This window comes from Thermosporothrix hazakensis (genome assembly GCF_003253565.1).
In the GTDB taxonomy this organism is placed as follows: Bacteria; Chloroflexota; Ktedonobacteria; order Ktedonobacterales; family Ktedonobacteraceae; genus Thermosporothrix; species Thermosporothrix hazakensis.
This window is the reverse complement of sequence record NZ_QKUF01000022.1, coordinates 61,973-83,646: the sequence shown is the minus strand read 5'-3', so window position 1 is coordinate 83,646 and position 21,674 is coordinate 61,973. Positions and strand designations below refer to the sequence as shown.

The window sequence follows — 21,674 nt, the reverse complement described above, 5'->3', positions numbered from 1 at the left end:
CCTAGATTGCGTTCGGTACGTCGCAGAAGAATGTTTCTACTGGAAAATGCTGTTTGAGAAGTTCCCCCAGGGCCTGGATACCGATCTTCTCCGAATTATAATGGCCTGCGGCGATAAAATTCACACCTTCTTCGCGGGCGTAGGATTCGGTCGGCTCGCCTACCTCGCCTGTCAGAAAGGTATCGCAGCCGCGAGCAATTGCCTCAAGCAGATAGCCCTCGCCGCCGCCAGTGATAACGCCCAACCGACGAATAGTTTGCGGGCCATAGGCGTAGACAAGCGGTTTTGCACCAGCAATGGCGGCGACTTGCTCGATCAGGTCACGACGGGTGATGCGCCTGGGGGCAGTGCCGATGGCCCCAATCATCTTCCCGCGTGCATTCCCGATTGTGATGCCCTCTACCTCAAAACCAAGCTCACGAAGCCAGAGGACGTTGTTGCCAATTTCAGGGTGTGCATCCAGGGGAAGGTGGTAGCCAAGCAAGGTGATATCGTTATCAAAGAGAAGCTTCAGCCTGCCCTTCATCATTGCCCCGATTTCCCGCGGCATATTTTCCCAGAAGAGGCCGTGATGCACGATAAGCATATCTGCCTCACCGGCTACCGCCTGGCGAAAACATTCAAGGTTTGCGCTGACGCCGAGCGCGACGCGTTGCACCGACGTGCGACCAATTACCTGCATACCATTTGGACAGTAATCACGGAACGCATCTATATTTAAATAGTTGTTGATAAATTGTACGATGTCATCTCGCAACACATTCATTTCTCTCTCCCGGCACAAATATTCCTCTGGACAAACCCTGCTTGCTGTTCTCTGGTTTGAGAGGGGGGAAGAGCACCCGCCTGGGGTGCTCTTCTACTCTTTGTTGACTTGTTCCTGGTGCTCGCTGGCAACATAGGCCCTGGCTATTCTGGCGGCTTCCTCTTTGTCGTCAGGAGCGAGTTGACCATCAATGACCAGACTCAGTAAATGCTCCTTAATTGGACGAAGCCAGGGACCGGGGCCACGCTTGAAGAGAGCCATCAGTTCATTACCGTCAAGAGGGCTTTTCAGTGGCACCCGCTCGGCCTCTTCTTTGAGTTGCTGACAGCGTTCGCCAAGTTCAGCGACTCGCGCGGCTGCTTTCGCAACTTTGTCGACGCGATAGCTAGTGATATCGGCCCGGGAAAGATCTAAGAGATCGGGCAGATCGTCACCAGCATCGAGCATCAAGCGGCGAACCGCTCCATCTGTCCAATCAGAAGTATAGGCATTGGCTCGCATATGTAGACGCACGATCCGTGAAACGCTGTCGATAAAGTCCCGGTCAAAGTGCAGGCGCTTGAGAATCTCCCGAGCCATATGGGCCCCCAGATCCTCGTGACCGTAGAAATGAACCTTATTATCTTCAACCGTTTTGGTCCGGGGTTTCGCAATATCGTGGAGTAATGCGCTCCATCGGGTGACGAGGCGTGGAGAAGAACGCTCTACAACGCGCACAACATGGGCGAAGACATCCTTAGAAGCCGGTACGCGGGTTTGCTGCTGCTGGCTAACTCCACGCAGTTCCAGCGCCTCGGGAATGATGTACTCCATCAATCCTGATTCCACCAGCAGCTCAATCCCCTTCGCGGGATGCGTTGAGAGCAGAAGCTTGTTCATCTCGTCTCGAACGCGTTCACGGCTGATTTTTTGCAGTTTAGAGGCTTGCCGTTTAATGGAGTGCCAGGTTTCCGGTTCAATGCTGAAGTTGAGCTGCGCGGCGAAGCGCACCGCACGCAACAGGCGGAGCGGGTCTTCATCGAAGCGTTTGTCTGGTTCGTTGCCAACGGCTCGCAAAATATGATCCTCTAGATCGCGTCTGCCATTAAAGGGATCGATGATATGTCCATTCAGAGGGTCGCAAGCCAGTGCGTTAATGGTAAAGTCGCGGCGTAGCAGGTCATCTTCCAGACTTGTGCCAAAACACACTTCGGGCTTACGCGATTCTGGATTGTAGCGTTCACTACGGAAGGTCGTAATCTCTATAATGCTGATGTGCTCGCCGCTGCCATAGTGAAGGCGTACGGTGCCAAAGCGCTCACCAACCAGGATCACCGCGCTTGGATTGGTCGGTTGTACCAGGCGCTTGATCTCCTCGGGGCGGGCATCGGTAGCCAGATCGGCATCAGCGGACTTTCCGCGATGAAGCAAGACATCGCGAACCGTTCCTCCTACCATATAGAGTTGTTTTTGCTGAGCACGGAAATCTTGCGCCAGCCTGATGATGATATCTAGCATGCTAAAAATCTACAGAAAAGTGCTGAGTGTTTTTTTGTTCGTGTGTGCCTGATCCTTCTTCAGACAGACTCTGACGGGGCGGCAATCTATCCCATTGGATCCGGGGAAGCTTGTGCCGCGCCAGACAGGAGGACGCCTTCCTTCGTAAAAGAAGCAGAAGAAGGGTATTCTATCAGACGATGTAGTATCAAAGTCCTCTGAGTCTACAATGGGACTATTGTATCATGTTCGTATGGGTCCTTTAAAGGGGGAGCGCTTACTGTTTTGGTATCGCGTCGGCGTTTTCTTGTGTTTCTTCTATTGCTGGAAGCGTTTGTATCCACTGCTTTGCCTCTTTCAGTAGACGATGCTTTTTGCTGGCAAAGGTTGCCAGGACCTCTTTTCCTGCCTGATATGCCTGAGCGTATTCCCCTTTGAGTGCAGCCACCCGGGCCAGACCATAATGAGCCCGGGCCAGGAGCAGACGATTCCCTGCCGGTGTGCGCTCAAGCATCTCCTGGAAACTGTTGCTTGCCTGCTCAAGTCGCTGCTGTTTCAGGTAGAGTTCACCCTGCATGGCAAGCATATCTGCCAGGAAACGATGGGTGTTGGTCTGCCGTGCGATCTCCAGGCCAACCTGTAGATACTGTTCGGCTTGCTCATAGTCTCCCTGCCGCAGGTGGAAGACGCCCCAGCCAAGCTGATATTCGCAGAGCACATCTTTGTTATCTGGCAGATGTCTGACAAGGTGTTCCGCCTCTTGAAGCGCTTCAAGAGCTTGTGGAAACCGACGTTGATTACTCAAAAGTATGCTGAGGTGGGTCAGCAGCGTTGTTGTCCAGCGCCGTTGATGGATCTGGCGGGCCAGCGTGATACCCTCCTGATAGAAGGTATACGCCTCGGTGTCGTTTCCATAATCATAGGCGACATCACCCAGATTCAAGTGAAAGAGGGGGATATAGTCGATCAAACCGTATTGTTGAGCAAGCGCCAGCCCTTCGCTGAAATAGGCCTGTGCCTGTGCCCCATTGCCGCGTAAGCAGGAGAGCCAGCCAAGATTGTTGAAAAGGTAGGCCACTTTCTCGTTATTATCCTGCTTGCGGGCCAACTCAAGTGCCTTTTTGCCGTTGCTTTCTGCCTGCTGATAGTTGCCTCTATCTCCGTCGATGATCATCAATTTATTGAGCAAGGTAATAATCAGCTCAAAGTTATTCAGGTGATAGCTGATATCAAGGCTGCGATGGAGGTAGCGTTCGGCCTGTTCATAATCAAAGCGATTGAGGGCCAGCGTGCCCAGTGAGCGTAACAGCTCTGCCATCTCAATGCTGGCGTGCTGACGATCTGCTTGTTGCAGGCCCTCTTGCAGATAGCGTTCAGCCTGTGCATAATCGCCTTTGCGACAGAAGAGGTCCCCGATAGCGCTCAGCAGCGAGATGACAAGCCGCTCGTCCTGTGATTGGCGGGCCAGATGGAGCCCCTCCTGTAGAGCCAGTTCAGCGCTCTGATAGTCGCCGCATTTCTGGGCAATTTCTCCCTTATAGGCAAGCATCGTTGCGCTATCAGCCTGCCAGTTCCGAGCAGTGGCGATCTGGTATGCCTGCTCGACGTAGTGTTCAAGCTGCCGATAGAAGCTCCGCGCGAGCAGAAAGTGTTGATATGCCTTGACCCCACGCAGAAACGCAACATCTAAGTTTCGCTCATGTGCCGTTTGCAGCGCCGCATTGATATTGTTCTGTTCAAGCGAGAGGATGGTATAGTCTTTCTGATGCTGCTCCATATACTCGACATAGTAGTGCACGAAGCGCTCGTAGACCCGCCCATCATGCAGGTGGAGATGGGCGTAATCGGCAATGGTTTGGTGCAGGGTATAGCGTCCGGGGGCGCTACTCTCAAGCAGACCAGCATCGCTCAGGGTATCCAGGATCTCACGCGGTGTGTTGCACACGGCAATGGCGGCCTCTTCGGTGAAACTATTTGGTTTGGGCGGAAAAACCGAGAGGTCGCGGAGCGCCTGCCGCGCCTGGGCATCGAGCAATTGGTCACTCACGTTGATAACCGATTGGAGGGAGACCGGGATATTATGCGCGAGGCTGGTATGGCGGTCAACCGGGGCGCGTGGCTCACTGAGCTGTAAACGGGCACGGGCATGGTGAAGATGTTCAATTGCCGCGAGGATGCGTCGGGGCTGACGGCTATGCGATTGGACACGCAGATATTTCCCGATCAGCGTGAGCGCAAGAGGAAGTCCACCAACAGAACGCACCAGCTCACAGGCCATCGGTCGGTGATCCTGTACAATAGAGGGTGCCAGCCGCTCAAGCAGTTGTAAGCCCTCAGCTTCCGCCAGCTCATTTACCAGCGTTGCGCCATCGCTGGCGAAATGGAGCGCGATATGTGGAAAGCGCGTCGTAAGCAGGAAGGCGCACTGTGGTCCCCCTACTTTGCAGGCAAGAGCGTTTTCCAGTTCCCAGGCGTCGTCAATCACAATGAGCATGCGGCGCGTTCCAATTGCGAAGCGGAGCGCCTCGGCCCAACCATGAGCGCTCTCCTGCTCTTTGACCTCTTCTGCCTGAATGCCTAGCAGATTGCCCCAGCGCACCAGATGACTGACGATATCGGGAGAAGGGCCGAGGCCTGCCCAGAGGATGCCGTCAGTGAAATGCTCCTGAATCGCAGGATCGTGGGCAAGCTGAATCGCGAGAGACGTTTTGCCCACACCAGGGAGCCCGTTCAAAGCGGCAAGGGCCGCTGCGTTGCTCTGACAGAGGCGATCTCTGGTTTGCTGAAGCAACGCGTCACGTCCAATCAGGCCGCCTCCTATCGTGGTTGGAAGCGGAATTGCTGGATCAAAAATGTAGGTGTCTGTCATCGGGGGAGAGGAAGGAGGTTCCTGGTCGCTGTTCTCTTCCTGAACGAGACCCAGTTCTTCAGCGTTTTTTCCAAAAAGAGCACAGAGGCGTTCCCGGAAATAAGGATAAGGAAAGGAAAGCCCGCGTTCCCATCGACTTACTGTGGCTGGATCAGTTCCGATTTCTTGCGCGACTTTTGCCTGAGACCATCCCCGTAGCTCGCGTTCCCGTCTTAAGCGCTGATTCTGTTTCATGCCCTTTTACCTTGATAACCATACATATGCGACTGTGCATGCTTTTATCCTACAAGATGATGATGTAGAGCGACATTCTTTCTGACATTCGTTCCAGTCTGGGTTGATTGTGCCTTAACCGGATTCCTGGTCTCTCTATGATTAAGTATGACGCAAACTCTGTTGAAGTGCAAAGTTGTTGGATAGTTGTCGTATAGTTGTCATTGTAACAGATTGTTTGGTGTATGCATAATTATGTATGGAGCACATAGTCAAAAAGGTTTACTCGTTTACATGGGGCATAAGAGTATGTATTAAGTTCAGAGGGGATTTGAACCTATGAACAAGTCTGTGATGATTATAGACGATTCTCCGACGGTTCGGAAAATCGTGGAAGTTTGTTTGAGGCGAGCCGGATTTCGTGTTATTTCGTTTCCCGATGGGGTAGAAGCCCTGCGTGCCTTAACGACCGAGCAATTAGACCGCCTGCCCGATCTCATTATCCTGGATATTGATCTCCCCAAGATGAACGGATATGAGGTAGCCCGTTACTTGAAGTCAAAACCCGCACTGAGTCGTACCCCGATCATGATGTTGACCCGCCACAATGGCGTCGTTGACCGCCTTAAGGCGCGTCTGGCAGGTGTTCATACCTATCTTTCCAAACCATTTACGACCCATACCATTCTTTCGGCAGTAAACGCATGCATTGGTCTGACTGCCGCATCGGCGTAACCAATATCTGTTTTCTCTTTTTATCCTGTGTCGTTCTGATCCCGCCTCGCATCGTACAGAGAGGTAAGTTGAACTCAAGCGTCCGTTCAACTTGCCTCTCTGTTGTTTCTCTGCCTGTTTTCTCGTTTCCTTACTTGACTGGCTCCCCTGTTCTGGTATACTATTATATAGAAATTTTGTTCTAACTTTTCTATCGGGATGCTAGAAAGGAGGACGAACCGGTTATGGATTCATCTCAGGTTCGCCGCAAATCACGACCGCTCGGAAGCGATGTCATCGAAGAAAATGGAGGAGAGGCTACCTTTTTTGATGACGCGCTTTTCGAGACGCGCCGACCGACCAGCACGCGCCGCTATAAGGCGTATGCCCCCCCTTCCCGGGATACAACAGATGATCCAGGAATAGTATATCGCAGACGTTCACGCGGCCTTCAGCAGGAAACAATCGATCTGGATGATGATGAATTGCCGCAGAGCGCCCCTGGAAAGCGCCCCGCCCGTAAGCGCAGGATTAGTCCGCTGCTGCTTATTCTCGTCGGCGGAATTATGACTATAGTACTATTTATGTTGTTGAATGTTGTCTTTTCCTGGTGGCAACTCTATCAGGATGATCTTCATTATGGACGTCCTCGTACTTCGCATCTCGATGCTGTCGTTGGACATGAAGATAGTAAAGAGAAGCCAACCCACTTTATCTTTTTAAATCTGGATCGACACATTCAGGTTGTTGAGATTCCCGGTGGAGATCCGTCGAAAGTACGTATTTTCCCCGGGCCGATTCTGCTTGGTGATGGACAGGATTTGACACCGGTTACCGGAGAGGTAAAAGATGTAGATGGTGATGGTAAGCCAGATTTGCTTGTTCATATCCAGAATCAGCAGATCATCTTTTATAATGATGGGAAGACGTTCAAAGCACGCTAGCACCGTCCCTGTATAAAACCTGACTCCCGCTGGAAGGATGCCAGGTTTTTTTCGTTTGCGGCACGCACCGGTTCTCTTTCTGCATGAAACAGGGTATGCTTGTGTCAGGACACTGTTTGTCCGGTATTTTCATTTTTTCAAAAGGAAGATGGTGCTATGACAGCAAAAGAACAGGATGTGTTGCTCTCTTTCTGGGGCATTGGCGATATGCACTATCGGGCTCATCCCGCCTGGGAGAAGGTTCAGACGCCTCGCTTTCAACTTATGTATGATGATCTTCAAGCGCTCTGGAAAGAAGAGGGAAAGCCCGCCTTCTGTGTCTCACCTGGCGATGTGGTTGATACATGGTTGCGAGAAAACCACGAACTGGCAAAAACGCGTATTCTGGAGCAGATGGGCGATATTCCTTTTTATCCCGGGATTGGCAATCATGAGTACTATGATTCGGCGCAAGGCTTTGCCACACAGCATCTGGAAACCTTTGAGCACGTCTGGGAAAAGTCCCCTCGCTATTGCTGGCAGGTCGGCGAGGTAATCTGTATTATGCTCGATTATCCCGATCCCACCGCAGGCGATGATCCCATGTATGCCTATGTTATGCCCGAGACACTGGCTTTTCTGGATCACACGCTGCATGAATACGCAGAGAAGCCGGCCCTGATCTTCTTACATTGTCCGTTGCGTAATACTGTACGAGATCGCGATCCTGAGCGCCATCGTGACTATAACTCGCTGCAAAACTTCTTCTCTCCCGAAAACTCACAGGCCGTGCGGAATATTCTTGCGCTGCATGATAACGTTCGGCTTTTTATCAGTGGACATACCCATACCGGTTGGGAAGCGCCGGGAATTGTCTGTACTGAACGGCTTGGAAAGCGTCATGTGGGCTTTGTGAATCTGATGTCGCCCTGGTATACGGGCACGCATGGCGCGACTCGCTTTGATGGAGAGACGTTGATCTATACACCGGATGAACCGCACGTTATTCCGTCGTTCCAGTTTCAGATCTATCGGGATCGGGCGGTAATCCGGGTGCGCGATCACTTCAGCAAATGCTGGCTCAAGGAATGGCTGGTCTCTTTTTGAGGAGAGGTCAGGCGGTGAACCGGTACCCGACACCCCAGACAGTTGCAATTTTCTCGCCTAACGGGCCGAGCTTTTTGCGCAAGCGGGTAATATGGGTATCAACGGTACGATCAAATCCATCATAATCGTAGCCCCAGAGCTGCTGTAGCAGGAAATCCCGACTGAAGGCCCTTCCGGGATGTGATGTCAGCAGAACCAGAAGCTCGTACTCGCGCGGTGTCAGATCGATAGTTGACCCATTTAGCTGTACAGTACGGGCTGACTGGTTAATCATCAGCGTCCCATGCACAATTGTTGGGGCCGGTTCGGAAGGGGCAGGCTGGGCAGGGGCAGTGGGCTGAGGCGGCTGTGTCAGACGGCTATCAAGCTCAACGCGTCGCAGCATAGCACGAACGCGTGCCATCAATTCGCGTACGCTGAAGGGCTTACTAACGTAATCGTCTGCGCCGACTTCCAGCCCTAGAATACGGTCTATCTCCTCATTCCGGGCGGTAAGCATAATAATAGGCATGAGGTGATTCTGGCGCACGCGTCGACAGACCGAAAGTCCATCTAGTCCGGGAAGCATCCAATCCAGGATTATCAGATGTGGAATATGTTGTTCTACCAGTGTCAGAGCGGTGGGGCCATCGAATGCTTGAAAAACAACGTGCCCCTCGGCTTCCAATTCGCTCTTAATCAGGTTACATATATCGACTTCGTCTTCAACTACTAAAACGCGTGCCATAAATGTTGTTTGTTCTCCCTGCCCGTTTCAGGAATACATACAGACTGCTGTTGTTCTCCTATAGTGTACAACCTCAACCGGTAATCCGTCTAGCATCCCTGATAAATCGAGGTGCGAAGTCAGGCAGTTTGAAGGATGACGCGAAAACTGCTCCCCTCCCCGACTTTGCTTTCAACGTTGATAAAGCCCCCCATTGCAATTACCAGATCCTGGACGATAGCGAGCCCCAGGCCAAAGCCACCAGATGAGCGGGTACGAGATGCATCGGTGCGATAGAAGCGATCAAAGATCTTCTCAAGCGCCTCCTCGGGAATGCCGATACCGGTATCTGAGACCGCCAGAACAACCTGATCGAGCTTTTCCTGCTTCAAAGTGATCGCGATAATGCCGCCATCGGGCGTATAGGTGATCGCATTGCGCACAAGGTTCAGCAGAACCTGACGCAATCGCTGCCGATCTGCTTTGACTCTGGGTATTCCTGGCTCGATCTCGCGAATCAGAGTAATCTGACGCTCTTTGCGTGCCAGAGGTAAGAGCGACTGATAGACCTCTTCAACAACCTCATCTGCTTCGACCGAGGCCATATTCAGGTGCAGCTTGTCTGTCTCGTTGCGAGCCAGAGAGAGGAGATCATCAACCAGTGTGCCCAGGCGCACCGATTCGCGATGAACGATGGTCAGGTAGCGATGGAGCGTGTCCGGAGTCAGAGGCCGCGTCCCGGGCTTCTCTGTGGCCTGAAGCAAGGACTCAAGGTGAGCGCGAATGCTGGCAACGGGAGTGCGTAGCTCATGCGAGACATTGGCGATTAACTCCTGTCGGCTCAACTCGGCGCGTGTGGCGCGGGCCTGCTCTTCGCGGGCTTTTGCTTCTGCTCGGGCAATGCGTTGCGTTTGATCGTTCATGCCAAGCAGGATGCGTGCCAGCTCTTTCCAGATCCAGACCATTCCCTGAAGCAGGTAGAGCGGCAACAGTGCCAGTCCCAGACCGGTCACACCTGCTCCCAGGATCTCAAGCATGGTTTCGGCGTGAATATGACGTTTCCCCAACCGAAATGAAAGTGGCTTGCCCGCGATCACGATGCCAATATAGACAAATGGCGCGATAAGGAACGTCAGCACGCTGGTACAGATTGCGAGAACGAGGATAAGCACAAAGGCGTTAATGGTAAAGATGAACGAGAGCAGGCCAAGCGGGAACTTGAGTATCAGAAAAGCAAGCGTTTTCCATGTCATCGAGCTGATCAGGCGTTTGCTCAGCCACTCGCGCATGGTTGGTTTACGGGATTCTGGTATCTCAATAGGCGGCACCTCAGCCTGTAGCAAGTTGATCGCCAGAGAGCGCTCAAAGCGGGCCATTCCCCACCAGCTATAGAGCACAAAGAAGAGAATCGGTATGCCGATCCAGACAATCAGGAGGCTGAGGCCCAGAGAGATTCCCGTAAGTAAGAAGACAAGGTATGCTATTCCTAAGGGGAAGGACAGCAATAGGTAGAGTATGCTTTTCGAGAAGCGCTTTCCGGGTGAGGAAAGCGGCTCAGCAGTTGCCTGAATTGTTGTTTGCATAAGCATGTATTTTTCCTGAAGCTGGTCAAGCAGTGATGATAGCGTGTCACCACAGATCCGTGGTTCTGGTTGCTCAGAAACGCTATGGAGCCAGTATAGTGTGCTGGTATGTATAGCATATAACGAATTTGTTACGAATATGTGTCCTGCTGCTTGACAGCAAAAAAGGGTCCGGAGGCAAGGAAGCCCCCGGACCCCTTCTGGTCCACCACATCCCCTCATCCACCCCTGTACAATGTGCGCTGGTTCTATCGCTGACACTCCATCCGGTGTGACCGGTGGATTCTTCTTTCATCCATGTGGCGTGCTCACCTGCCAGTCTCCTGACGCGGTGAGGAGAAGCCACCTGTCCAGAAGCGTTTGACGAGGCGTGCTCGTCGGTTCCCGTCTGCCCGACGGTACCGCTGCTTCGTTCAGGAACACCCATCTCCCCGCCCTGTCAGACGAGGCATTCCGGGTCTTCGCTGTCACTTCTTGCTCTCTCCACCTGCCACCTGACAAGCCCTGCTCCACTACTGAGAGTAAGAAGGTTTTCCTGGTTGATCTCTGATGAGAAAGTGCATCACTGCACTTTCCGCTCAGCATCAACACCCAACCTCCCTGCTACATCAAGGCCTGCTTCCCCGCTCACCTTCCCTGCCACGCCCATCGGCCTTCCCCTCATTCTGAGTCCAAATAGATGGCCCGAGTAGATGCGCACATCTTCCTCCCTTACCACTGGAGCCCCCATATATACCGATATGCGCTTTTTGTGAGAGCCGATGCCTCAGCCGCTACGCTTTCACAAGACCGGCAGGCGAAAAGCTCACATCCTGTCGTCCGTTACGGCGCTCTTCTGGCTGAGACACCTCGTCTCTCTACCAGATCCAGCACCTGACCTTCCCCACAACCACGTATTCCCCATGCTCCAATCAGGTCAGCTATGCACTTTCTCTTCGGGTTCCGTGCACTCTGTCAACATCTCTACCAATCCCCGCACCTGACCTTTCCCCCAAACCACGTATTCCTCATGCTCCAATCAGGTCAGCTATGCACTTCCCCTTCGGGTTTTGTGTTCCCTTTTGTTTCTGTCTCTAATATAACACGAAGTTATGACGATGCAATGAATTGAAGAACGTGTATGATGAATAATTTTTCATTTTTGGAGGCAAACCAAAAAGAAATGAGATTACATTTTTTTCATCTTGTTATAAATCTATGCTAACAGAGATGTTTTCTAGCTATTATGTTGCTATAACGCAACCATATTTTGCTCATTGACGAGCGTCTGATGGTCCCGTAAGCTATGCGGTGATATCGCTGGAACGCTAGATTGAAGGAGTGAGAGTATGAGACGCCCGTTATGTCTGTTTTGCGAAAGTGTCTCGCTTTCTGGTCGGGAAACAGTGCTGATCCTCAATTCGGCGGCTGACCCCTTTGTGCAGGAGCTTGCCGCGAAAGCAACGGGGAGTGCAGAGATCATTTTTGCGGAAGATAACCTTGCTGCGGCTACAGCGGCTTTGCAGCTTTTCTCACCGGAACAGCACACACGCTTTGTTCCTTTTCATGCCTATCTTCAAGATCAGAAGGAAGGAACGGCAGATATTGCGCTGTTGAACCTGCTCTATCAGCCCTCCAATGCCTGGATGTATTACGCGTTGCAGGTGGCGGCCTATGCCCTGCGCCCCGGTGGAACGCTCTATGTCACAGGTGCGAAGGATAGAGGTATTATGAGCATCGGGCGGCGTATGCAGGAGCTTTTTGGCAATGGCGAGACGCTGGTGATGAGCAAGGGGCAGCGGGTGATTGCCTCGCGCCGTCCCCCGGGACTGGCATTGCCGAAGCCGGAGGCGCTGCCTGTCTTTGCTGATAGTCGGCTGGATGAGGGAACGCGTCTGCTGCTTGAGGCGGTGCCGGTGCGTCTACAGGATCGCGTGCTTGATCTGGGGTGTGGCGCTGGCTTTATTGGTGTGCATCTGGCTCGTCAGGCGTCAGAGGGCCATGTCACAATGATTGATGTCAGTCTGGCTGCGGTGGCGGCAGCACAGGAAGCTGTTGTCAACAGCGGGCTGCGTAATGTTACGGTTTTACCCGGTGATGGAGTGCAGGCAGTTCGAGAGCAGCGGTTTGATCTGGTGGTGACAAATCCTCCATTTCATCAGGGAGGCATCCAAACGACGACCATTGCCGAGCGCTTTATCCGGGAGTCGGCGCAGGTGCTTCAGCGGAATGGGCGCTTTTATCTGGTTGCGAATCGCTTTCTCAAATATGAGCCGACCATGCAGAGCTGTTATGGCAAAGTGGTTGAGGTGGCAGGAAACACGAAATATAAGGTGTTGTGCGCTTCGTCTCCCTTGCCCGGACAGAAGTAGCGAGCGCAGAACACGAGAACATCAGAGTCAGGCGCGAGTAGACCGGCTTTATGGGGTACAATAGAAGAAGAGTTGTACTGATATTCTGGTATCTCAAAACATGTAAGTGGGTTCTGTTGATCTTCTTGTGATGTGAGGCCAGCGTTTCTTTTCTGCCTGTCACTGTTCCGGCACGTATTGCATCTCCCTGTCGTCCGGGATCAGATCTGTGCGTGTACTGACGGCGCTTGTTTGCCTCATGGAAGCGAATTGAGCGACGAAAAGCTGTACCGCTGGTGCTGACAAGCGGGACATAAACGGCCTTGCTTTCTTCTCGAAACGGATTGAGTGTCGGTTTCGCTTTATGAAGGGATTAGCCATGACAAAACCTCGCAGTGCCTTTGTCAACACCGAGATTATCAGACTGCACTACCTTGAATGGGATTCCTCGTTGACAGCTCAGACTGCTCCGGGAGAGATAGGTGAAAGTGCCGAGGACAATATCCCTCTGGTTTTGTTGCACGGGCTGAGTGCCACGGCCAATACCTGGCAGTTAGTGGCACAGCACCTCTATCATAAACATCTCGTGATCGCCTTTGACCTGCGCGGGCACGGATTGAGTGAGCAGCCGGAGGCGGGTTATGACCTTGTGACCGTGGCGGAAGATGTGGTCCACGGGATGGCGGCTCTGGGGCTTGGTCAGGTGGCACTGGTCGGACATGGTTGGGGGGCACGTGTGGCGCTGGTACTGGCTGCACGACATCCGGCGCTGGTCAGCCATCTTGTGCTGGTTGATTGTCCTCATGTAGAGCCCAGACACTGGCCTGGTATGACCCATGATCGTTTCATTCGGGCAAGTGAGAAGGGCCCTGATCGCCATTATGCCTCGCTGAATCATTTTCTTGAGGCGATGAAAGCGGAGATGGAGGTGTTCTGGTCTCCCGAGATAGAAAATATTATACTCAGCTATGTGCAGCAGTTGCCTGATGGGAGCGTGGAAGAGCGGTTACAGCGTGAACATGGAAGACAGATTCGAGAATCACTGTGGGAGGACCGGGCGCTGCTCTATTATAGTAAGCTTTCCTGTCCGGTTCTGTTGGTGCCAGCAGCGCCTGAACCGAAGCCGGATGGTGATCCGCCGGAACGATTGGAGACGGCCGCCGAGTTCGCCGCGGCAAAAGGCTATATGGCGGCTCAGGTTGCCCGGGCTATTCGGCGGTGCTCGGTGCTCTGGATGCCCGGGGCCAATCACGATATTCAGCTACAACACCCGCAAACACTTGCGCAGGCTGTAGCCAGTTTTGTTGCAGAACTCTGACTATTCTTGGAGAGGGTTGACAGATGACAACAGTGCTTTTTCTCAATGGCAACATCTACACGATGGATGCGTTACAGCCACGCGCTCAGGCGATGGCAATCGATGATGTCAGTGGCCGAATTCTGGCCGTTGGCAGCAATGACGAGGTGCGACGTGTTGGCGGCCAACATGCTGAGTTGATTGATATCAAGGGGCGAACCGTTCTTCCCGGCTTTATTGATGCGCATATCCATCTGATGAGCACCGCGTATCGCGCATATCATATCGATGCAGAGAACGCGTCCTCAGAAGATGAGGTCGCGGAGCTGGTGCGACAGCGTGCTGCAAAGACACCGCCGGGGCGCTGGATTCAGGGAGGACGTTGGGATAAGAATTTGTGGCCCGGTGGTCGTTTTCCAACGAAGGCTTCGCTAGACGCGGCAGCACCTCATCATCCTGTTGTGCTTTGGAGCAAAGACGGTCATTTGCTCTGGGTGAACTCGCTGGCACTACAGAAGGCTGGAATCACAGCCGAGACGCCGGAGCCGGAGACCGGGGCAATCTTGCGTGATGGCTCAGGTGAGCCAACTGGCATCTTGCAGGAAGAAGGCGCGACCTCACTGATGTATCGCGTTGTCGAAAAGTCAGATCCTGAGCTGGATCGGCTCCTGATTGAAGAGGCATTGCAAAAGTTGCAGCGGTCGGGTATTACCTCTATTCACGATATTGAGGGAGAGGATACGCTACAGATCTTTCAGCAATTGCGTGATGAAGGCAAACTTGGGGTGCGCGTACAGATGGTGTTGCCCCGTCAGCTCCTGCCTCAGTTGCGCGAGCGAGGGATCAAGAACGAGGACAATGACCTGTTGCGGGTGACCGGGATCAAGATTTTTGCGGATGGCACGCTTGGTTCACAGACGGCGGCAATGCTGGAAAGTTTTGAGGGGAACCCCGGGAATTTTGGTATTCTCTCGATTCCTGAAAACGAGATGCAGGCTGTTGTGCGCGATGCCAGTGATTTAGGTTTGATGGTTGCCATTCATGCGATTGGTGACAGAGCGGCCCGCGTGGCACTGAACTCAATTGAATATGCACAGCGCTGGCTGGCCGAGCAGGGAAGGCCCTATGATCCAGAACGGGGCTTGCGTTATCGGCTGGAACATGTTCAGTTGATTGCACGGACCGACCTTGAGCGCATGCGCCGCCTGGGCGTCGTTGCCTCCATTCAGCCCTATCATGCGGTTGCTGATCGTGATCTGGCTGTACGGTACTGGGGTAAGCGCCATCGCTATGCCTATGCCTATCGCACTATGCACGAAATGGGAATCCCGATTGCGCTTGGCTCAGATGCGCCAGTGGAAACATTTGATCCCTTGCATATTCTCTATGCGGCAACTGTACGCTCCGATCCCGAGTCAAGACGTCCTTCCTGGTTGCCAGATCAGGCGCTTTCTGTGAGTAACGCGCTCTGGGGGTATACGCTTGGTGCGGCGTATGCAGGAGCAGAAGAGAAGCTGAAGGGCTCCATTACGGTTGGGAAGCTTGGCGACGCAGTTGTGCTCCGAGATGATATAGTGCACGTACCCCAGGAGAAGATGAGTGAGAATGGGGTCCAGGCAACTATTCTCGGTGGGAAAATCGTCTATGGTGAAGTGTAGGAGGTCCTTTAGCCTATAGGCCATTTCTCCTAGATTCATAGTGTTTCATAGTGTTTCATCGATTGCTTGTGTTAATATTGCCTCATCAAAGGATTTGCATCAGTGTATACGCGCTTGATAGCGCGGGCAGATAACGGGACTGCCATATACACGCAATGGAAAAAAGATGGAGGCAAACAATCGATGAACAGATTGCAGACAATCTGGCAGTATTGCAAGAAACGCAGCGTTGCAAAACTTGCTATCACAAACCTTGCCATTATTGGAGCGCTGCTGATCGGTGCCTTTGGTGTATTTGGAGATCAGATCGCAAGCACGTTTGCGGCAGGTCTTTGTAGCACCGGAGATCAGACATATGTTGTACGCCCGGGCGATACGTTGGGCGCTATTGCTATGCAGTATGGCACCAACTATCAGAACCTGGCGACCTACAACAAGTTGCCGAATCCGGACCTGATTTACGTTGATCAACACGTCTGTATTCCTGGTAAGCAGTCTGGCAGCGTTTCCAACAATGGTGGTGGCTCTTCCCAGGGGACAACACCTTCTAACGTCAGCACAATCTCCTATACGGCGAACCGCACGCACGGAAGTGGAAACTATTTCCCTTATGGGCAGTGCACATGGTGGGCGAATGAACGCTTCCATCAGTTGCATGGATATTATGTTCCCTGGACGACCAACTCTAACGCCTGGCAGTGGGTTGACCGCGCTCGCGAGTTCGGTTGGAACGTTTCCTACACACCGGTGCGTGGTGCTGTTGTTGTCCTGCAGGCCAACGTACAGGGAGCTTCCTGGCTCGGTCATGTCGGTATCGTTGAAAGCATCAATGCTGACGGCTCTGTAACAGTCAGTAACATGAACTGGGGTGCCAATCCCTGGAGTGTTTCTTACTCTACTATTTACCCTGGAAGCGGCGTTGCTTTTGTCTACTAATTGATACATAGACGTACGTCTATATCTGAAAGCGGGTGGTCGAGAATGGATCACCCGCTTTCCTTTTTTGGCTCCTGTTGACACGGAAATAGTAGATCTATTCCGAGTGAAAGTAAGCGTCCAGGCCCAAATGTGCTACTTGTCAACATTTACACCTCCCCTGCACTACACTTAGCATAGCAGATATGATATGCTAGGCTGTACTGAATCGAGAGAAACTGATAGAGATTAGGCCTGAGGAAGGATCGAGACCGAGGAGGGAAAACATATGGCTTCTGCCTCTGCCTGGGAAAGTCCTGACGCATCCAGGAACCGGACCTATTTGTTGCCACTCTTGCGTTTCCTTTTACAACAGATGATGGCGCAATTTTCCGCACAGGGAGCCTGTATCGCGCTCTATGACGAGAGTCAGGATCGTATGGTTGTGCAGGCCCATGTTCGTGTGCGGAATGCAAGTGTGTATGTTGAAGCGGGCGGGTTGGGTCTTCGAGTTCCTCGGAGGCGTATTTCAATGCATCTGCAAAAGGATATCGCTCCCACTCCTTCCGGTTATCTGCGACAGGAAAGCCCTGCAATGGATGAGATTGAAGATGTGCTTCCTCCGCAGTGTGAGCTGTTCGCGGTAGGGACGGCTTTTGCGCGTGGTCAGGATGTAATCGGGCAGGCCTGGCAGAGAAATGAAGCCTATATCTTGAGCCATGAAGAGTACCTCTCGATCTTCCATCACGGGCAGCCCCTGAAGCTGCATATTGATATCCCTCCTACGTCATATCTGGTTGTGCCTGTTCAGGAAGGTACCCCGGTTGATGTGCTCTATGGTGATGAGGCCGCTCCCTCTCGTGTTGAAGGGGTTGTGGTTCTGTATCAGATCATTTCCGGCCTGGGCGCGGGCTTTCAGCAGCGACAGCGAGCCGAGGCACTGCAATATGTTGAGCGTATCTCGCTCTATCTACAAAATGAGCGCCTGAAGCGGCTTCAGCAGCGGACGAGCGAGTACCTTGAGCATTTGCAGAATATCAGTACCGCGTTTCCTGCCACGGTCAAGCTCTCGGAGCTGGTTGGCAAGATCTATCAGTTTACGACTCAGGTGGTTGATGTCTCGGCAATGTTATTGACGCTATACGATCGGGATACTGAGGGAATCTACGATATCTTTGCGGTGATCGATGGTCACTCTGTCGCGAATCTGGCTGAGCAACCGGTAATCTCGAAAAAAGAGGACCGCCCGATGTGGTGGACTGTGGCGCAGCAGGTGGCCCACAACGAGCTGCTTCGCCTGAACTTTTCGCCCGCTCAGGATGCCCGACTTCGAGAGCAGTATCAAGAATTACTGATGGGTACCTGGGGAGACCAACGCAGCGCTCAATCGTTTCTTTTCTTGCCAATGAAAATGTTTAATCGGGTTACAGGCTCATTGTGCCTTACAAGTAAGCGTCCACACGCATATCATGTAGAGGAAATACAGGTTCTGGAAACAATGATTCAGATAGTCACTGTAAGCTTCGAGAACGCCAAGCTTTATGAGCGTGACCGGCATCTTCTGCGTGATGCTCGTCAACGTGAGGCACAGCTTGCCGCGATTAACAGCGCGTTGCAGTCCATTGGCTCGGTGCTGGATGTCAATGCACTGCTCAATACCTTTGTGGAGAAGGTTGCCAGTCTGGTACGGGTGGATCTCTGTGTGTTCTTCCAGCTCTCGCCCACCAAAGAAGAGCTGGTTGCCCAGGCGATGTATGGCCCTCCGAGTGTCAGCCAGCTTGACGATGGCAGTGGACGCCCGGCGATTGAGCCGCCCTATAATAAGGGCGAGCACGAGGCGCTGATCCGCTTGATCCGTCTGCCGTTTCAAGATACCTTTTTGCAGCAACTGGTAAACGAGTCCTCGTTTTTCTATCTTGACCCGCCCAAGCTGGAAGAGCTGGCACAGTTGAGCGACGAAGGGGGAGCCCTGTTCCTGCGTGCCCTCCCCGATCAACAGATGTTGATGATACCGATGTTCTTTCAGGAAGATTTTATCGGCCTGCTTTCGGTCTCTGTACCGAGAGAGAGCAGAAACTTCCGTCCGAAGGATGTGGGCATGTTGCTTGCCATTTGTGCCCAGGCGGCCAGCGCGATTCGGAACGCTCAGCTTGTTGAGCAGCGTGAGGAGGCGTATGCAGAATTGCAGCGCATGGACAAGCTCAAAGATGAGTTTATGGTGACTGCATCGCATGAGCTACGCACGCCCATGAGCGCGATTATCGGCTATTCGACCCTGCTAAAACGGCAGAGCTCTCGTGCTTCATCGCAGGATATTCTCCGGTTTGCAACCAAGATCAGTACCGCAGCGCAGCAACTACAGAATCTCATTGATAACATGACGGATGCCGCAAAACTGGGAGCCGTTGACAAGAAGTTGGAGCTTAAGTTTGAGGCGGTACAGGTCCGAACAGTGGCGGAGATTGCTGCCAGGATGCTCTTGTTCAATATTGAGCAGAAGATCCGCCTGCGGATAGACAAGCACTTGTGGGTGAATGCTGATGCGCTCCACTTTCGTCAGGTGATGGTCAATTTGCTTGATAATGCTGCAAAATACTCGCCGGCAAAAAGCGAGATTACGGTTTTTGCCGAGGAGACAACGCTTGCGAAGGTGGCGGAGAGGTTGCCGGAAGACCAGGAAGACCCAATGTTGCTGGTAGAACAGGGGGATATTCCTGTTGTGTTGATCTCTGTCAAGGATCAGGGAGAAGGTGTGTTGCCAGAGGATCAGCAGCGCATCTTCGAGAAGTTTGTCAGGGCACCGCGTTCACTGACGACGCCGGTTCGGGGGTCGGGTCTGGGGTTGTATATTTGTCGCCGCTATGTTGAGGCTATGGGGGGAAAGATCTGGCTGGCGAGCAGTGACCCTGAAGAAGGTTCTGTTTTCACATTTTATCTTCCTCGTGTCGAGCCACCAGTTGAAACAGGAGAGTGATATGCAGGTGCAGAAGAGGCCAAGTGCGATCTTAGTGGTGGATGATGACCCTATTATCAGAGATATGATGGTTGATATTCTCAGTTTTGAGGCGTATCCGATCTCTGTGGCTCGTAATGGGCGTGAGGCGCTGGAGATCTTGCGCAGAGATGGAAACTTTCTGGTTTTTATGGATATGCTGATGCCTGTCATGGATGGTCGAGAGGTATGCCGACAGCTACTGGCTGAACCGGAGGTGCGTCAGCGGCACGTGATTGTGCTGATGTCTGCCCTTGATAATATGGTGGATATTTCCGCGCTTCAGGTTGATGCAACCATGCCAAAACCGTTTACAGTAGATGACGTGATGCAGGTGCTTGAACCATACATGCTCACAGGCTAAAAGATGGATGTTTCTGTCATTGAGTAAATGAAAAAGGAATATATGGAAACAACCATGAAATCATCTCATCTGGGCAGGCATGATGTGCTTGCCTTTTCTTTGATTCTTGCCGCGAGTATTATGCGTGGTATCTTTATTTTTCTAGGGTGGCCGTGGACCAATAGTGATGAAGGCACGATTGGTATTATGGCGTTACGCATTGCCTATCACGGCGATCTTCCCATTTTTTATTATGGTCAACACTATATGGGGTCTCATCAGGCGTTCCTGGGGGCCCTTTTTTTCCATCTCTTTGGCCCATCGCTCTTCGCGCTGCGGTTGGGTCTGGTCGTTCTCTTTGCGCTCTTTTTAGCAAGTTCCTATATTCTTGCACGCTTGCTCTATACCCGGGGATGGGCTCTGTTCTCCTTGCTCCTGCTGTGTCTGGGCTCTGGCTATGTCATGGCACGCGAGTTGAGCGCGATTGGAGGCTATACTGAAACGCTGTTGTTTGGTTCGCTCCTGTTTGTGCTCTCTGCGCTGCTCGTCCTGACCTACCGCCCACGCAGCTTTCGCTGGTGGCGAGTTGCGCTCTACTTGCTCTGGGGGCTTGTGGCAGGCTGTGCGCTCTGGAGTGACTTACTGATCGCGCCTTTTGTCTGTATGTCGGGTGTGGTCCTGTTTGTGGTTTGCTGGCGTGAGTTCCTGCACGGGTGGCCTGTGTTGCTCTTGCTCCTCGGCCTGGGGATCGGCGCGTTCCCGCTGCTCTATTACAATCTGCATGCCCTGCCTGGCCAGGATTCGTGGTCGGTGCTCAATAGCATGCGTGGCTCACAGTTGAGTTGGAGCCAGAAAATAACAGGCTTGCTCAATACGATTCGGATCAGCATTCCGTTGATGACCGGTGAGCCTTTCTGTCCTCTGTATGGCAAGTTTGTCTACCTTGCTCCTGTAGTGCAGTATACGCGCCGCTGTCAGGTGCTGATGGATCTGTGGGGGTTTGGCTATTGCGCCGTCTTTTTGATCGCGCTCTGCCTGGCTTGTTGGACGCTCTGGCGCACATGGAGGCAGGGGCGGCAGGCGCCAGGAGAGGAACAGGCACAGCTTCAATGGCGGCGGGCAATCTTACACGCTGGCCTGCTCGGCGCCGCTTTGTTGACGATTTATATGTATGCATTTAGCAATGGTTCTCTACATGATCCTGACGTGCATGCACGGTATGTCATTGGTTTGCTGGTCTGTTTGCCCGCGCTTTTCTGGTGGCTCTGGCAGGGCATTACGGCGCAGATCGAGAAAAAGCGTTGGCCCGCACTGGTGGGCAAAGGCGGATGCGCCCTTATTCTGACCTATGTCCTTGTGATGTCGCTGATTGGCCCATTCCTGACCGCATTTGGAGAAGTGCCGCAGGCAATAGAAATTGCGCGTCGAAACGAGCGTATTGTGAACACGCTGGTTCAGCTTGGTGTGAAGAGCATCTACACCGACTATTGGGGGTGCAATAAGTTTTCGTTTCTCTCGCAGGAACGCATTGCCTGTGTCGGGGTGAGTGATGAGCTGAAGCCCGGGCGAAACCGCGTGCCGGGCTATCTGGAACTGGTACAGCATGATCCGAAGGCGGCATATCTGTTCTCGGCCTCCTCGAAATATGTACCGGGAACAGATATCTCGCCCGCCAATTCTGTTGTGCATAAAAACATTGAGCGTTACTTTCAGCAGACCGGGCGCAAATACAAGCGGATCTCGTTAGAGGGATACTGGTTGTATTTGCCCCAGTGAGCCAGT

Annotated in this window: 16 protein-coding genes; 10 read left to right on the top strand and 6 right to left on the bottom strand. The window is 52.7% G+C overall.

Annotated features, from left to right (window positions below; all coding sequences use genetic code 11):
* Position 1 precedes the first annotated feature (1 nt).
* The 3 genes from EI42_RS23020 to EI42_RS23010 form a co-directional block, all read right to left on the bottom strand.
* Entirely contained in the window at positions 2-766 is a 765-nt protein-coding gene (locus tag EI42_RS23020; RefSeq protein WP_111324994.1) for a Nif3-like dinuclear metal center hexameric protein, read from the bottom strand.
* Between the two features lie 93 nt (positions 767-859).
* A complete protein-coding gene (locus tag EI42_RS23015; protein WP_111324993.1) occupies positions 860-2,263 on the bottom strand; it encodes a CCA tRNA nucleotidyltransferase in 1,404 nt (467 codons plus the stop codon).
* Positions 2,264-2,519: 256 nt separating this feature from the next.
* Positions 2,520-5,345, bottom strand: a complete 2,826-nt coding sequence (locus tag EI42_RS23010; RefSeq protein WP_111324992.1) for a tetratricopeptide repeat protein — start codon at positions 5,343-5,345, stop codon at positions 2,520-2,522.
* A 318-nt stretch (positions 5,346-5,663) separates the two neighbouring features.
* Between EI42_RS23010 and EI42_RS23005 the strand changes: the two genes are divergently transcribed.
* The 3 genes from EI42_RS23005 (at position 5,664) to EI42_RS22995 (ending at position 8,068) form a co-directional block, all read left to right on the top strand.
* The gene (locus EI42_RS23005) at positions 5,664-6,059 is read left to right on the top strand and encodes a response regulator (RefSeq protein ID WP_111324991.1); all 396 of its coding nucleotides are present in this window, start codon (positions 5,664-5,666) and stop codon (positions 6,057-6,059) included.
* A gap of 224 nt (positions 6,060-6,283) precedes the next feature.
* On the top strand, positions 6,284-6,982 hold the full coding sequence (locus EI42_RS23000; RefSeq protein WP_111324990.1) for a hypothetical protein: 699 nt from the start codon (positions 6,284-6,286) through the stop codon (positions 6,980-6,982).
* A 156-nt stretch (positions 6,983-7,138) separates the two neighbouring features.
* The gene (locus tag EI42_RS22995; protein ID WP_111324989.1) at positions 7,139-8,068 is read left to right on the top strand and encodes a metallophosphoesterase family protein; all 930 of its coding nucleotides are present in this window, start codon (positions 7,139-7,141) and stop codon (positions 8,066-8,068) included.
* Between the two features lie 7 nt (positions 8,069-8,075).
* Here EI42_RS22995 and EI42_RS22990 read toward each other — a convergent pair whose 3' ends face one another.
* Both EI42_RS22990 and EI42_RS22985 read right to left on the bottom strand, forming a co-directional pair.
* On the bottom strand, positions 8,076-8,795 hold the full coding sequence (locus EI42_RS22990) for a response regulator transcription factor (RefSeq protein WP_111324988.1): 720 nt from the start codon (positions 8,793-8,795) through the stop codon (positions 8,076-8,078).
* 119 nt (positions 8,796-8,914) lie between these two features.
* Entirely contained in the window at positions 8,915-10,357 is a 1,443-nt protein-coding gene (locus EI42_RS22985; RefSeq protein WP_170142842.1) for a sensor histidine kinase, read from the bottom strand.
* 1,328 nt (positions 10,358-11,685) lie between these two features.
* On the opposite strand from EI42_RS22985, the gene EI42_RS22980 reads away from it, so the two are divergent.
* Complete coding sequence (locus tag EI42_RS22980) at positions 11,686-12,708, top strand: methyltransferase (RefSeq protein ID WP_111324986.1); 1,023 nt, start codon at positions 11,686-11,688, stop codon at positions 12,706-12,708.
* A gap of 159 nt (positions 12,709-12,867) precedes the next feature.
* Here the strand turns inward: EI42_RS22980 and EI42_RS34475 are convergent, their stop codons facing one another.
* Complete coding sequence (locus EI42_RS34475; protein WP_282957334.1) at positions 12,868-13,002, bottom strand: hypothetical protein; 135 nt, start codon at positions 13,000-13,002, stop codon at positions 12,868-12,870.
* 64 nt (positions 13,003-13,066) lie between these two features.
* Between EI42_RS34475 and EI42_RS22975 the strand changes: the two genes are divergently transcribed.
* From EI42_RS22975 to EI42_RS22950, 6 genes are all read left to right on the top strand, one after another.
* Entirely contained in the window at positions 13,067-14,005 is a 939-nt protein-coding gene (locus tag EI42_RS22975) for an alpha/beta fold hydrolase (RefSeq protein WP_170142841.1), read from the top strand.
* A 23-nt stretch (positions 14,006-14,028) separates the two neighbouring features.
* Positions 14,029-15,642: an amidohydrolase gene (locus EI42_RS22970; protein ID WP_111324984.1), complete on the top strand. Its 1,614-nt coding sequence runs from the start codon at positions 14,029-14,031 to the stop codon at positions 15,640-15,642.
* A 183-nt stretch (positions 15,643-15,825) separates the two neighbouring features.
* A complete protein-coding gene (locus EI42_RS22965) occupies positions 15,826-16,578 on the top strand; it encodes a LysM peptidoglycan-binding domain-containing protein (protein WP_246046333.1) in 753 nt (250 codons plus the stop codon).
* 268 nt (positions 16,579-16,846) lie between these two features.
* Complete coding sequence (locus tag EI42_RS22960; RefSeq protein WP_111324983.1) at positions 16,847-19,531, top strand: GAF domain-containing sensor histidine kinase; 2,685 nt, start codon at positions 16,847-16,849, stop codon at positions 19,529-19,531.
* 1 nt (position 19,532) lies between these two features.
* The gene (locus tag EI42_RS22955) at positions 19,533-19,913 is read left to right on the top strand and encodes a response regulator (protein WP_170142840.1); all 381 of its coding nucleotides are present in this window, start codon (positions 19,533-19,535) and stop codon (positions 19,911-19,913) included.
* Between the two features lie 42 nt (positions 19,914-19,955).
* The gene (locus tag EI42_RS22950) at positions 19,956-21,668 is read left to right on the top strand and encodes an ArnT family glycosyltransferase (RefSeq protein ID WP_111324981.1); all 1,713 of its coding nucleotides are present in this window, start codon (positions 19,956-19,958) and stop codon (positions 21,666-21,668) included.
* The last annotated feature ends 6 nt before the right edge of the window (positions 21,669-21,674 follow it).

What these genes read in the sequence shown, in the direction of transcription:
- EI42_RS23020 (WP_111324994.1), bottom strand. Translation starts at nt 766, where the DNA reads ATGAATGTGTTGCGAGATGACATCGTACAATTTATCAACAACTATTTA.
- EI42_RS23015 (WP_111324993.1), bottom strand. Translation starts at nt 2,263, where the DNA reads ATGCTAGATATCATCATCAGGCTGGCGCAAGATTTCCGTGCTCAGCAA.
- EI42_RS23010 (WP_111324992.1), bottom strand. Translation starts at nt 5,345, where the DNA reads ATGAAACAGAATCAGCGCTTAAGACGGGAACGCGAGCTACGGGGATGG.
- EI42_RS23005 (WP_111324991.1), top strand. Translation starts at nt 5,664, where the DNA reads ATGAACAAGTCTGTGATGATTATAGACGATTCTCCGACGGTTCGGAAA.
- EI42_RS23000 (WP_111324990.1), top strand. Translation starts at nt 6,284, where the DNA reads ATGGATTCATCTCAGGTTCGCCGCAAATCACGACCGCTCGGAAGCGAT.
- EI42_RS22995 (WP_111324989.1), top strand. Translation starts at nt 7,139, where the DNA reads ATGACAGCAAAAGAACAGGATGTGTTGCTCTCTTTCTGGGGCATTGGC.
- EI42_RS22990 (WP_111324988.1), bottom strand. Translation starts at nt 8,795, where the DNA reads ATGGCACGCGTTTTAGTAGTTGAAGACGAAGTCGATATATGTAACCTG.
- EI42_RS22985 (WP_170142842.1), bottom strand. Translation starts at nt 10,357, where the DNA reads ATGCAAACAACAATTCAGGCAACTGCTGAGCCGCTTTCCTCACCCGGA.
- EI42_RS22980 (WP_111324986.1), top strand. Translation starts at nt 11,686, where the DNA reads ATGAGACGCCCGTTATGTCTGTTTTGCGAAAGTGTCTCGCTTTCTGGT.
- EI42_RS34475 (WP_282957334.1), bottom strand. Translation starts at nt 13,002, where the DNA reads ATGTCCCGCTTGTCAGCACCAGCGGTACAGCTTTTCGTCGCTCAATTC.
- EI42_RS22975 (WP_170142841.1), top strand. Translation starts at nt 13,067, where the DNA reads ATGACAAAACCTCGCAGTGCCTTTGTCAACACCGAGATTATCAGACTG.
- EI42_RS22970 (WP_111324984.1), top strand. Translation starts at nt 14,029, where the DNA reads ATGACAACAGTGCTTTTTCTCAATGGCAACATCTACACGATGGATGCG.
- EI42_RS22965 (WP_246046333.1), top strand. Translation starts at nt 15,826, where the DNA reads ATGAACAGATTGCAGACAATCTGGCAGTATTGCAAGAAACGCAGCGTT.
- EI42_RS22960 (WP_111324983.1), top strand. Translation starts at nt 16,847, where the DNA reads ATGGCTTCTGCCTCTGCCTGGGAAAGTCCTGACGCATCCAGGAACCGG.
- EI42_RS22955 (WP_170142840.1), top strand. Translation starts at nt 19,533, where the DNA reads ATGCAGGTGCAGAAGAGGCCAAGTGCGATCTTAGTGGTGGATGATGAC.
- EI42_RS22950 (WP_111324981.1), top strand. Translation starts at nt 19,956, where the DNA reads ATGGAAACAACCATGAAATCATCTCATCTGGGCAGGCATGATGTGCTT.